The sequence below is a fragment of the Microbacterium aurantiacum genome, from assembly GCF_040532595.1.
GTDB lineage: Bacteria > Actinomycetota > Actinomycetes > Actinomycetales > Microbacteriaceae > Microbacterium > Microbacterium chocolatum_B.
In genome coordinates this window covers 74,582-87,999 of record NZ_JBEVYX010000003.1, presented here as the reverse complement: position 1 = coordinate 87,999, position 13,418 = coordinate 74,582, and the positions used below count along the sequence as shown (strand labels likewise).

Sequence of the window (13,418 nt, the reverse complement as noted above, 5' to 3'; positions counted from 1 at the left end):
TCCTGTGTTCACCACGTCATGAATGTTTCATGAAGCATCAGCCCAAACTTCCTCGTCCGTCAACATGCGTGTTCATGGGATTGCCTTGATTGGAAGCGCTCTCAGAGTACGGGAAAATTACCTTTGATCGGGCAAATCGATTGATCGAGGCTGGGTCGGAAGCCGTCGAACTGATGAACGTTCATAGTTCTCCGTTGTTCATGAACAGAGTTACGAGCAAAGACCGAGTGACGCGGTGCCACAATGCCGACGTGCCTCTCGTTGATATGCCTCTCCCTCAACTGCAGCAGTACCAGCCGTCACTCAACCGCCCGGCGGATTTTTTAGAAAGGTGGCAGCAGACGCTTAGAGCTGCTCGCGCTCACGACGTCCTCATCAAGTTGGAAAGCGTGCGTGCTGGCCTGTCTCGGGTCGACGTGACGGATGTGACATTCGCTGGGTTCGATGGTCACCCTGTTCGAGCGTGGTGGGTCAGGCCGGCAGGGCTCGTTCAGCGCCTCCCTGTGATTGTTGAGTATCAGGGGTACGGAGGCGGCCGAGGTCTGCCTCATGAGCGGCTTCTGTGGGCCAGTGCCGGCTTCGCTCATCTCGTTGTTGATTCCCGGGGCCAAGGATCTGGGTGGGGAAGCGGCGGGCATACGCCCGATCCTGTGCTCGAGGGGGAGCCCGCTCATCCAGGCTTCATGACCCGAGGGATCATGGACTTTGAAAACTTCTACTTCCGTCGACTCATAACCGACGCGGTGCGGGCCGTTGATGTCGCTCGCGTACTGCCTGGGGCAGATCCAGACAACGTGACCGTGCTGGGCGCCAGCCAGGGGGGCGGCTTGGCGCTTGCTGCCGCTGGGCTGTCGAGCGGTCTAGCGGGCGCGGTAATCGACGTGCCGTTTCTTTGTGACATCCGCCGCGGAGTCGAGATCAGCGACAGTGATCCCTACCAAGAGGTCTCACGGTATCTGTCGGTTCATCGCGATCACGCGGACCGAGTGTTCCGAACGCTCTCTTATGTTGATGGCGTGCACTTGGGAGCGATGGCTACGGCGCCGGCTATCTTCTCCGTTGGACTGCAGGACACTGTGTGCCCGCCCTCGACAGTGTTCGCGGCTTTCAACGCGTATGGCGGTCCCGCAAGTATCGAGGTGTATCCGTTCAACGGTCACGAGGGCGGGCAGGCCCACCAGTCACGCAAGGTGTTGGCGTGGATGGAGAAGGTCACATCCTCTGCTCGGTGAGATGCGCTTGTTCATGACCACCTGTTCATGAACGGAAAGCACTTTCCCAAGCACCATGACGGCGCATAGCCTCTACCCTCGACCCCCGTCGAAGGAGACGCTGTGCGCGGCTACACACGCAAGAACAAGTTTCAAGGTGCGATTCTCGCGCTGTCCCTACTGCTGGGTGGCAGCGTGACCGCGGGCCCTCCCGCGAGTGCGGTCGAGCAGGATCCATTCTCGACTGTGAGAGCGAAGTGGGTAGCTTCTATTGTCGGCGATCAGAGTCTGGATCTATCCGATCCTGATGTCGCCGCGAAGGTCACAGCAGTGACGCAACTCGCGGAAACGCGACGATCTCGAGTAGATCGGTCGTCCGAAAGGTCCTCGGTCTTCACCGATCTGACCGGACCACTTCCCAACCAGAACATCACCAATAGCTTCATCGGTTTGCGAGAGATGGCTGTCGCATATCGCACAGACGGGAGCGCCCTAAGCGGCAATGCTGACGTGCGAAAAGACATCATTGATGGGCTGGTCTGGTTGGAAGCCAACTGGTACAACGCGGACGTTACCTTCGCGCCGCAGAGTCCCGATAACAATTGGTTCGCTTGGGAGCTGGGAGCTCCATTGGCGTTGGTCGATATCCTGGCACTGATGCACGACGAACTCCCCGATGGTCTTTTGGATGAGTACATCGCCGCAATTGACCACTTCTTGCCTCGTCCAGACACGCTGGGCCACAGCGTGAACTGGAATCTCGCGTCCGAGGGCGCCAATCTTGCCTGGGCAGTGACGGTCCTGGGCAAGCGTGGCATTTTGGGTGAAGACGGTGACGTGGTCGCGAACGCGACAGCAGCGTTGTCCCCACTCTTCGACTACGCCGAAGACGGCGCTAATGGTTTCCACCGAGATGGATCGGTCCTCTTCCATGAGGGGTTCCCGTACACAACCGGATATGGGTGGTCGAACGTCATTGAGCCCACGCTTGCCGTCATGCTCTACGAGGGCTCTCCCTGGGAAATCACAGACCCCGACAAGGCAAATCTCGTCAGTTGGGTGCGTGACTCGTTCGAGCCGTTCCTCTTTGGTAACCGCATTCACGACTCGCTCGCTGGCCGTAACATCGCCCGTCCCCGAGGCCAGGATCGTGCAAGCGGTCTCGTAAATCTGGCTCTGGACCTGCGTGCTATTGGAAAACCCGAAGAATCAGCACACCTAGAAAGTCTGGCTAAACACCTTCTGCTCTCGGATCCGCAATCCAGCTTCTGGAGGAATGGATCAATTCCGAACATCGTGGAAGCGCGTCGGATCCTCAACGATCCGAATGTGCCTGAGTTGGAACCCGGCGACTATTACATGCAGATGCCGGCGATGGATCGCAATGTAGCGCGACGAGACGGTTGGTCTTTCGGCGTCGCTATGCACTCCAGCCGCACTCAAAACTACGAATCTATCAACAACGAGAATGTCCGTGGTTGGCACACTGCGGACGGTCGAACCACCTTGTTCACGAGCGATGTCGACCAGTACGGCGGAGACTACTGGCCAACCATTGATTCGACCCGCATTCCTGGGACGACTGTCCTTCAGCATACGGAGGATGACGTTGTGGCACCGCAGGTCGGGAGGGTCGAGATTATGGGGTCAAAGCCGCTCGTTGATAATCTCGACGATTTTTCTCGCGTGCACTCACGGTCTCCGCGGTGGGCCATAGATAAGAGTGTGAATGGCGCTAATGGAGACGCATCTCGTGTTCACAGAACAGAGAATTCACAGGAGCAAATGACCTGGACAACGGCGGCCGTCGCAACTTCCTTCGCTATCGAGGTCCACCACACGAGGCAGAGCGGCCTTGACCGCCTCACAGTTCTTGCTTCTACCAGCAATAGCACCTACGCCCCTGTGAAGTTCACCCCGACCGTCGTCGCCGAAACCGGCAAATGGACCACGTCTGTGCTCCGCCCCGCGGTCGCACTGCCGTCGGGTACCCGATTTCTGCGTGTGCAGATGGCACCGAGTGTGCCGCAGGGCTACGGCGCGTCCGCCTACGCGGGTGGAGTGAATCTAGACGGCGTGTTCGGTGCGACGGGGATGGAACACCTCCAACCAGAGACCGGCGTATCTGCACGGAAGTCCTGGTTTGTACTCGATGACGAGGTTGTCGCCCTAGGGAGTGATATTTCGGGTGAGCGGGCTCGTGAAGTCGAGACGATCGTCGAGAATCGCCGCCTGTCCGCCGCGTTCCCGGGTGAACTCAAGGCTGACGGCAACGTTCTCGGGGCTGCTGACGGTGACCGTCAACTCAATGATGTCGGTTGGGCGCATTTGGGCGGGGGAGTAGCGGGGTCTGATCTCGGTTACGTCTTTCCCGACAAAGCGGATCTGAGGGCCGTCCACGAAACCAGATCCGCGGACTGGTCTGAGATCGGAAATAGCACTCTCGCATCGTCAAATAGGTTCGCAAGTCTTGTCCTTAATCATGGTGCCCAGCCGGTGGACGCGTCGTATTCGTACATTTTGCTCCCCGGCGCTGACGACGAGTCGACGGCGGCGTACGCGACAGATCCCGAAATTGAGGTTCTTGCGCAGACACCACAGGCGCACGCGGTAAGGGCCGCCGATCTGGGCATCGTCGGCGCCATGACGTGGACCGACGTTCCGACGACGATCGGCGCCAGTCAAGAGCCATTCATGACGGTCGCCGGGCGAGCTGCGGTTATGACTCGAGAATCAGATGACGGACTAACGCTGGCGGTCAGCGATCCCACGCAAGGAGCAGATAAGGCCGGGACTATCGACGACCCCGCGAATGGCTTCTCGCAAGTCTTCGAGCGTTCTGATAATTGGGGACTAGAGCCCGGGGGAGGATTCAAGCGACTGGCTGCTACAGAGGAGTACTTGACCTATCGGGTGGACCAGGCGAAAGACTTCCTGGTCACGCTGAGATGGAACCATCAGCGTTCTGGCGGGAACATCTCGCCGATCCTCGACCGAGTGCGCTTCTTGACTTCTCCGGACAACAAGACGTGGTCGCCCGTTGATGTTCAGCTCACCCAGCCGCATACCGCTGTGGACGGGGGAGGCCTCACAAACATCGCCGACGTGGCGCCGGTCGAAGACTTGCCCGCTGGGACTCAATATGTGCGTATCGATGTGCTTGACATCGATTCAAAAGTTTGGTCACCGCAGGTCCGACACGTACGGATTGAGAGCGGAGCTCCTGAGGGAGCATTCGTTGACATCGAGATTTCACGCCCGGTTCTCGCCACCCTCGAAAAGGATCCCCGAGTAACGGTGCTTTCTCTCGATCCGCTCAAGTTGCGCGTCGATGTGAAGGACGCTCAAGGTGAGACTTTCCATGCTCGATTCGCCTACGATACGACCGCGCCGGAGCTGACGGTCGGTGCGCCGGAGGCGGTGTGGGACGACCGTGCTGGCGCAATGCAGATTGCGGCGGTGGACGATAGTGGCGAGGCCACGATCGAGGTGACGGAAGACGGTAGGAGTATCGAAGTTCCTCACACCGGGGAGGTGCCGCTCGACACCTCTTTTGGCGACCATGAGTACGTCATCACCGCCACGGACAAGGCCGGCAACAGCGTGGTCCAGACCATCCGCTACAGCGCATTCAAGTTTGTTGAGGAGCCTCCTTCGAAGGGCACCTTGAAGGCTGGGGCTACTCTGCCAATACGCTTCCGGGTAGAGGCCCCTGGCGATCGCAGAGAGGTGGCTGCAGTCTTTCGAGTCGATGGTGCCGAAGGTGTCACGCCGTTCCGAACGGCGGGCCAGCACCATATGGCGTTGTGGCGGACGTCGAGGGACATGGACGGCAACTACATTCTTCTCATTGATGTGACGGTCGACGGTGCGGAGCTCCCAAGTCGTGAACGCACCGTCCAAGTGCGCGGAAGGTGAAGCCAGCCGCATTGGTCGGGTGCCTCGTCCTGATTGACGCTCATCGCGCGGCGAGGCATCCCTGGTGGGACATCCGCTGCGATCTCCTGCCAAAGAGATGGATGAGCAACGACTCGGGGGCGACCGGGCCTGAAAGAAGGAAGAACACGAATGACACAGTTGCTTGAGATCGCCGGCGACGTCCGCGACTACGACTGGGGAAGCGTCGGCGGTATATCGATGGCGCTGGGTCGCCCCTTCACCGAAGCGATTGAAGCGGAGCTTTGGCTGGGAGCCCATCCTTCTCTGCCGAGTCGTATTCTGACGGTTGACGCCGCCTACGCCGATCTCGCGGAGTGGGAGCGCGACGGGCATGGCCCGGTTCCGTTCCTGCTAAAGGTACTGGCAGCGGCCTCGCCTCTTTCGTTGCAGGCGCACCCCACGCCGTCACAAGCGGCCGTGGGATTTGCTCGCGAGAACGCAGCTGGGGTTCCGCTAGATGCGCGTGAACGCAGCTATAAGGATTCCTCCGCTAAGCCCGAACTGATTGTCGCCTTGAAGGACGGGTTTGAGGCGCTATGCGGATTCCGCCCGCTCACCGAGACTCGCGCGGCCGTGCTCGAGCTGGCTCAACTGGCACCGGACGCGGCTCCGTTTCTGGAGTGGGAGGCGCGGTTGGCTGGCAACGCTGGAGGCCTTCGCGGAGTGTTCGAGTGGCTGCTCGCTAACGGTCCCACCGTGCGGTCGATCGTCGCTCAGATTGTCGTAGTGGCTTCGACAGTCGAGGACGATCGGTGGGAGCTGCAGGGGCGGCTAGCTGCCAAGTACCCGGAAGATCCGGGGGTGGCAGTTGCATTGATGCTCAATCACGTCACGCTCGCTAAAGGCGACGCCCTCTGGTTGCCGGCCGGCAACATACACGCCTATCTGCGCGGTGTAGGTGTCGAGCTGATGGGCCCAAGTGACAACGTCCTCCGTGGCGGCCTAACGTCGAAGCATGTTGATCGGGATGAGCTCAGCCGAGTCCTCGACTTCTCTGACATTGTGCCCCCGCTTCTTGCCTCTACATCGGTATCCGATGGCATACGGTCCTACCGGCCGCCGACCACGACCACGGGTGGGCAAGTGGAGTTTCAGCTCTACGACATCTCGGGACCTGGTTCCCTAAGGACCGCTTCCCCAGCGATTGGCCTGGTGGTTGCGGGCTCGTTCTCGGTGCATGCTGACCAGAACGCCGCTCACCTAGATAGCGGGCAAGCCGTGCTTGTCACGCACCCCGCGGATCTCCGGATCGAGGGTGACGGAACGCTCTTCCTCGCCAGCAGGTGAGGGCACTTGGCCCTCTGGTCCCGTGGGCGGCTGCAATCTGAGCGCGCGTCGTCCGATGAGGCGCTGGGCTGGTTGGTGTGACACTGGGCGCCCACCGGATACGGTGAGCGCCCATTGGGGCCGCCGTTGTCGGCTTGCGGTGTGAAGTAGGCGAGCACACCGCGAGTCCTTCTGATCCGGTGAATCTCGTCGGACCAAACCACTCCATGCCTTGAGCTGAGTTCTGATTGTTGCACCGACGTAGGGCAACACGTCCTTAGCTTGGCTGGAGGCGTTTACCCCTACGCACGTGTGTGGGCGGTCGATTAGGGTCCCGCTGTCCACCTGTGGTCGGGTCCAGCCCGTAGGTAGCTGGAGCCGTCCACAGGTGGTCAGGGGGTTACTCGTCGTGACCATTCGAGTCGGACGATGCCGGAGCCGAGGTGCGCTTCGTTCGCGGTCGGCGCGGCTGCTTCGGTTCGGGCTGGAGCCCGAACGACTTAAGCTCTGCCATTGTCCAGCCGGCATCCGTGGCCGAAGTTGCTGTCTTTCGAGCTTGATGATCCTCGGCCGGATGAGTTGCAGACAACGTCTTCAACGCACAGCGAGGGGCTGTGGTGTCGCCGACCTACGCTTGAATGCTTGCGTGGGGAAGAGCAGAACATCTCGCAGAAACACGCGGCCTCGATCTCAACCGCGTGCGTTGAGCGCCACGCAACGGGAGCCAGACGCACTCGAACGGGCCTTTTCAGCGTACGATCCGGACGAGCTCTGGACGTTGATATTTGCCGCCGCCACGTCCCCGGGCAACAGGCATCGATCGGTGACCTTGGGAAGCAGCTTCGCGGCCGCACTAAGAGCCTCCGCCGCTCCGGTATCAAACGAGTACCGGCCGCTGCCGTCGATCCAAGCACTGTCCGATTTAGCGGCTACCACCTATGGGATCGGCCCGGCACGTGAAGACTTCATACCCACCGATCCGACCCGCACAGCCTTCCTGGCCGTCGGCTCCCAGCCGCTACGTGCGGTTCCTGGTCTCACCGAACGGCCGGTCGCCGACCTTACGCGTGCGCTCAGAATGGCCGAGGTGGTAGACGGTCGGCTCCACAGGCGACTTCGATTCGGTATCGCGAACGTGGTCAACGTGGCGATGAGGTACGGCGATCTCTGTGTCCGCCAACTTGCGGACGCGTGGGTGCCAGTCCCGGACCTCGAGCTCAGCGACGAAGTTTCATTGCCGGATGCTGAGTACGAAGCGACGCGTGCCTTCCTCAACCTGGACCCCTTAGACCACATCGAACTCGATGAGGCCGATAAGCGGGCGTTGGAATGGATGACAAATTCCGCGGGTGGGGCTGCGTTCGATGTTGAGAGCCCGTCCAGTCCGTTCGGGAGGTTCCTTCGCTTTGGTGACTCAGCGGGCGGATTTCGATGGGTGCCGCCACTGTTCATCCCGGAGATCATGGCTCATGCCGTGCACGAACTGGTATCCGTGCTCGACCGGGACGCGCACGCGCGACGCGCACTCCGGAGTTCTTGCCTGAACCAAATCCGCCAGGCCCTGTGGCGCTTTTCGCACGAACTGATCGAGCCCCCACCCACCAGCGAAGGCTCCGTCATCCCGCTTCGAGGGATCGACGTTCAGTGGCTGGTGCCGGTGAACCCGTCCACCTTCATCGCCGTTTCGGTCATCTACCTCCCCGACCTCGGGGCTACGCCGCCGCCCTACATCGGCTCAGTGGAACTGGCAAAACAGGTGAGGTCGCAGGCCGGCCCCGTGCCGGTGCGGATGGCGGGCGGGCGACGAGGAACCATCAGATCGGGCGCGGAGGTCATTCCGCTGACAGTGTTCGCCGCGGCCGGCCACATCGCTGTGCCCCAGGCGGTCGGCGAAGCAAACCTCGCGCTCGAAGACCTGACTTGGATCGCGGAGTCGGCCACGTCCAACGATGATCTCTACGCATTCGCGCGGGATCTGAGCGCTCCCGATTTCCCGGAGAGTTTTGGGTGGGAGACGATTAACTACTGGGAGCCATGGAAGGCCAATGGCAAGTCGTTCTTCAAGGGTGGCGTGGTACCTACTGCCGTCTACTTTGAAGCGCATGCGGGCGAGGCCGAGTGGGATCGAGCGGTAGAGCTATCGGATCTCGAAGTGGCGCTTCTCAAGGTTGGGCTTCCCCCGATTCGAGACCTCCGAGCAGCAGAGGTCGCCCCGGGACCCGTCGCAAACGTCGCAATGATCGCAGGTGACTCCACCTACGATGCCGCCCGCGGCGTTGTCACCGCGCCGGGTGTTGACGGGTGGTCCCTCGTTCTCACCGAACCCCCCGTTGCCGTGGCTCGGGCGAGCCCGGAGGAACTGTCTGCCGACCACCGTCGGTTCATCTTCGACTTATGCGGCGGGTTAATCTACGGCTTTGCTGGGCTTGGTGATCTATGGCGTTCCGCGCACCAGGCGATCGATGTGCCAGGATACGTTCTCTATCTCGCCACATCGGAAACGGTCTTGGGCGAATCATCCAGCGTGGTCGCGCCGTATCTTGACTCGCACGCGCGTGCCATCGATGAACCAGTCAACTTCTTGTGGCGCATCGATGTCGAGGGGTTCGCAGATTCGGCGAATGGAGATCCGCACGCGGCGAATCTCCTAACAGGGGACGCAGTGTTCGACCTGCTCCGCGCGGGAGGCGTGGATATCGAAGTGGCGGCGGCGCTCCGCGACCAGTGGCGCACAGCGAATCCCTTTCTCATCCTGGAGATGAAGCAGGCGCGGACCACTCTCAATCACCTGCCTGATCCGTGGCGTCTACGACCCTCTGACGAGAGTCGCATGGTCGCGGCTTTGGGGCGCCGACTCCACGGTGTCGGCGTCGAACCTGGAGAGTACCGAGCGGAGGACGCGAATCGACTTATCCGCGAACATCTTGCGCCCCTTGCTCTCGAAACGCTGATGGAAGGAATCAAGAGCCACGACGTGAGCGAGGTGGTGTTGACGGGAATGGAGCAGCTGGCGAGAGTAATGGACAGCGCTATTCATCAGCAAGACGATCTGTCCCGAGTCGCAGCGAACCTCTCGACCGAGTGGGATCCGCTCGCCCGCACCGCCGAGCTTTCGGCGGAGACACTTCAGCTTCGTCAATGCAACGAAATCGTGGTGGAAGCCGCCTTGCGCATCCTGGACGCGTCGGCGCATGAGAAGCCCGTCACTCCTCAGGCGTGGAGCGGTCTTCTTGCTGCCGCAGACGCATACCTCACCGCGACTACCCTGAGCGAGCGGATGTATCACCAAGTCGCGCCTGCAGTCATCAACCTCAGCCCGATGTACGAGCTTGCCGTCGACGATGATCCGCATCCCGACGCATCGGCGTGGGGTCTGCGAAACGACGAGTTGAGCCGTGCGGCCGCGAGCGTTCGGCTGTATGGCGCTGACGATGACGATTCGCTTTTACAGGCGAACGAAGAAGACAACGTCGAGGGCGCTTTCCAGCGGGCATGGGGGGCGACGTCGCAGGACGTGCTCTCCACCCTCGCCGCGCTCGCAAAGTGGGAGACCTTCGAGCCAGGTAGGACGACCGCGCACGTCACCGCGGCCGAGGCAACAGTATGGGTCTGTGACGCGCTAGGCCCGGGCGCGGATGAGTCGCAGAGAACGCGTGTTGAAGCCGCTATCGGGATGCTCACGAGCACGGCCGTCCAAATGCAAGCCGCGGATTGGAAGCCCTGGCAAACGCGTACACGGCGTCACCGGCTCCTCGTGCAACCGCTGGCGCAAGACTCGGACGGACGACTCATTGTCAGCCCGCAGTACTTGCTGACGTCCTTCCAGGTCTACTACCGACACCTGCTCCAGGGAGTTCTCCCCTGGGCGGGGGACGTTCCGCAGCTTGTCACCGACGCGCTTGCGGACCGCCGCGCGCGGCGCAACATTCGATTCGAGAGGTTCCTTCAAGACCGGCTAGAGCAACTCGGGTACACCACGGTCGCCCGCATAAAGCCCAGCGACCACGCGCGACTCGGCGTGCCCATTCTCACTACCGAAGTTGACCTCGTGTGCGGACGCCCTGGCGACAGCACCATCTGGCTGATCGAGGCCAAGGACCCCGCGTCGGTTCACGGATTCGCTGAGACGGCACGCCAACTGCGCTCCTTCTTCCGGGACCAGGTCGGAGATCGCCGGACCAAGCCCTGCTATAGCACGCAGCTCGCCCGCAAGGAGAGTGAACTAGCGCCACACGTGGCGAGCATTGCGACGCGTCTCGGACTCGGCCACCTGCCTGACGGCGAGCAGTTTCACCTACGCACGCTTTTCGTGACCCGAAACCTCACTCCGGCAAGCTACGTCGACGAGCGGTATCAGGTTGAAACGGCGACGGAGTTTCTTGCAGCTCGAGGCCAAACCGGGACTGCTGAAGGTTTGGGTGACTCCTGATCTGTTGTGATTCGTCACCGCTGAAAGGATGTCCTCATGCCCCTTCGCTGCATTCGATGCAACGACATCGCGGGCCAGTGCAGCGAAAGCACCCGGAGTGCAACGGGAACACGTTCCCGACACACGTGACCTGTCTTCTAGATGCGGTTGCTCGCCGATGGGCCGGTGAGTCTGACGTACTCCGACCAGGTGCATTCCACAGCGAGGCGCATCGCATCCTCGGGGAAGTAGCCGATCAGCTGACGTTGTGCGGGGTTCTGATCAAAGGTCTCTGATCGGAGCAGTCGGCGCCCGCGCACCTCGATGAGCCGGATGATTGCTATCCGCTTGCTGCGATCAAAGATGTACCAGACGCCCGGCTCGGGGGAGCGCTGTAGTTGCGACATCGGAGACCAAACCTGCACCACGAGCTGCACGGTACTGGTAGCCGCCTACAAGGAGTGAGGCAAGCGAGAACGCCACAGACCGCCGCGTTACTCCTCCGACGGCCGACGAAGGGCAATATAGGCGGACCCTAGCGCGAGTGTTGCGATACCGGCCAGGCACGCGACCCCGAGCGAGAGCACTGAGACTGGATGGAACGGAGCAAGGCTCGCGGCTAGCACCAGCAACAGAACTGTCAACGCAGCCAACACGCAGAACCATATCCAGAGGGCACGCGGCCCTCGCCTCTCAGCGCGGACCGCTCCCCCTGCGGATCGTTGATTTCGTGGTCCGCCGAGTGCAAGCAGAGAGGCCACTTGGCCAAGATCCGTGGACCCCTCAGCTAGTCGGAGGAAGTTCAGCTCTGCAGTTGCTTGATGCGGGTAGTCCGCGGGCACGTCAGACACCCACCAGTCGACACACTGGATGACCACACCGGAGCCGTGATCATTGTCGAGAACAAGACCGACGTGAAGATGGCCGGCGGGGCAGGTGACTTGGGTCCCGACCCCACGTTCAGAAGGCGGCAGGTGGCTCTGAAGCGCCTGAAGAGTGCGCTTCTCGGCGCCGTCGCGCAGCCCGTCGATGAAGCTCATAGCAGTAAATCTAACGGGCGAGGAATGGTGCCAAACCGATCGGGTTCCGCCCCATCCGCAACGATCAGCCGGTGTCGCCCGAAAGTGCTGGGATCAATAGAACTGCGACGGGAAGGACGTCCCCACGAAGACGTAGGCGAGCTTGGTGAATGCGGCTGCCCGCCTTCCTGCCTTTTCTAACTCGATAGCGTCCGAGACCCGCTTCGCGTCGGCGGTCAGCGCCCCGAGAGACAAGGCGCGGTATCTCTCTGTTGAGGCGGGACGGAAGCGTCCTGTCACCCCGGTCGGATCGATCATGTCGGCCAGGCCGTCTCGGACCAGGCTGTTGGCTAGGTAAAGAAAATCGAGATACGGAATGAACGAGGTTTCCTTCGCCATCCGTTGCGCCGCGCGCATCTCAAGGTAGAAGGACGACATCTTCACACCACTGGGATTGGCGTACTTCCAGGTCTTCATGAGGCGAGCTAGACCCTTCGCGCCGCCGGAGGGGGACCTGTTTGCTTCCGTCACGTATGCGAGGTGCACGGTAGGTGCGCTCTCCATCCATCCTCCGCTCGGGGCGGGGATCTGGTAGACACTCTTGGTCCCACTTGAACGCACAAAGTATCCGGGGATGACCTCCCACTTCTCGGCGCCGCCCGCAAAATCTACGACAACAGCGGGTCGGCTCACTCGTACCGGTGTGTACGGGAACGACCGTTTAAGAGCTGCCCGAACCCGCTCGAGAGCGGTGTCGGAGCTTGTGGGTCGGGCACCCTTCAGGCTCACCAGGACATCCACATCTGAGTGACCGCGGACGGCTGTTCCGTGGCTGAAAGAACCCGTCTCCCAGAGCCCATAATGCTCTAACTGCGATAGAGATCTCTCGACGGAGGCACGATGTTTTGCCGCTGCGGCGCGCTCACTGGGGGTTGGAATGCTTCGGGTCAGTAGTGTCTCGAAAGCTGTCTCGATGGTCCGCTCAGGCATCAGTGTCGGCCCCGTTGGGAGTCGTTGTCTGTCCACCGGCCTTGATGTTGCGCCGCGCCCTACGATAGGCGCGGGGAGAGATGGGCTCAGCTGATCGGTTCTGTTCGTCCATGCGCTCCGTCAGGCCCTCTAAGAGTGGTCGGCTCGTCTCCACGTCCGCCCACGGTGCGTCCACCAGACGAGCCCGGCGAGCTGCATTCTGGATCTCGAGGTAAGCATTCGCCGCCGCACTAGCCACGGTGGCGCGCTGCGAGGCGTTTACAACAGTTAGGACTGCCCCGCCCCCCGCCGCAAATAGCGCGAGTACTCCGCCGACGATGTCGAAGCCCGACGACGCGAGGACCAGCGCCCCGGAGACCGCGGCGGAGCTCGCTGCAAGAGACCCCAGCCAGAGGTTGAGCCGCTGCCACTCCTTCGCCTGTTCGAATTGGCCCTGAGCACTCCACATCGCTCGGTCCTCGACTTCCAGCAGTTCACGCAGCAACGCCTTACGTCGGGCGCTCTCGTCGGTTTCCACACCGCGAGGGTATCTGGCGGTGAGGTCTCACTCCGGACTTTCCCTGTGTTGCGAAACCGATCGGTTTC

7 protein-coding genes and 1 pseudogene are annotated in these 13,418 nt (G+C 61.4%); 4 read left to right on the top strand and 4 right to left on the bottom strand.

Features of this window, described 5'->3' with window-relative positions:
- Positions 1–173: 173 nt before the first annotated feature.
- The 4 genes from ABXJ56_RS15765 (at position 174) to ABXJ56_RS15750 (ending at position 10,845) form a co-directional block, all read left to right on the top strand.
- Positions 174–1,232: an acetylxylan esterase gene (locus tag ABXJ56_RS15765; protein ID WP_354000692.1), complete on the top strand. Its 1,059-nt coding sequence runs from the start codon at positions 174–176 to the stop codon at positions 1,230–1,232.
- 102 nt (positions 1,233–1,334) lie between these two features.
- Entirely contained in the window at positions 1,335–5,129 is a 3,795-nt protein-coding gene (locus ABXJ56_RS15760; RefSeq protein WP_354000670.1) for a polysaccharide lyase 8 family protein, read from the top strand.
- 150 nt (positions 5,130–5,279) lie between these two features.
- A complete protein-coding gene (manA, locus tag ABXJ56_RS15755; protein WP_354000669.1) occupies positions 5,280–6,437 on the top strand; it encodes a mannose-6-phosphate isomerase, class I in 1,158 nt (385 codons plus the stop codon).
- An 802-nt stretch (positions 6,438–7,239) separates the two neighbouring features.
- Positions 7,240–10,845, top strand: coding sequence for a hypothetical protein (locus tag ABXJ56_RS15750; protein WP_354000668.1), 3,606 nt, complete (start codon positions 7,240–7,242; stop codon positions 10,843–10,845).
- A 137-nt stretch (positions 10,846–10,982) separates the two neighbouring features.
- On the opposite strand, the gene ABXJ56_RS15745 is transcribed toward ABXJ56_RS15750, so the two are convergent.
- The 4 genes and pseudogenes from ABXJ56_RS15745 to ABXJ56_RS15730 form a co-directional block, all read right to left on the bottom strand.
- Complete coding sequence (locus tag ABXJ56_RS15745) at positions 10,983–11,261, bottom strand: hypothetical protein (protein ID WP_354000667.1); 279 nt, start codon at positions 11,259–11,261, stop codon at positions 10,983–10,985.
- Between the two features lie 696 nt (positions 11,262–11,957).
- Positions 11,958–12,320, bottom strand: coding sequence for a hypothetical protein (locus ABXJ56_RS15740; RefSeq protein ID WP_354000693.1), 363 nt, complete (start codon positions 12,318–12,320; stop codon positions 11,958–11,960).
- Positions 12,321–12,371: 51 nt separating this feature from the next.
- A pseudogene (locus ABXJ56_RS15735) lies at positions 12,372–12,833 on the bottom strand (SMODS domain-containing nucleotidyltransferase); the annotation flags it as partial.
- Positions 12,826–13,350, bottom strand: a complete 525-nt coding sequence (locus ABXJ56_RS15730; RefSeq protein WP_354000666.1) for an SLATT domain-containing protein — start codon at positions 13,348–13,350, stop codon at positions 12,826–12,828. The pseudogene ABXJ56_RS15735 and the gene ABXJ56_RS15730, both read right to left, overlap by 8 nt.
- Positions 13,351–13,418 lie beyond the last annotated feature (68 nt).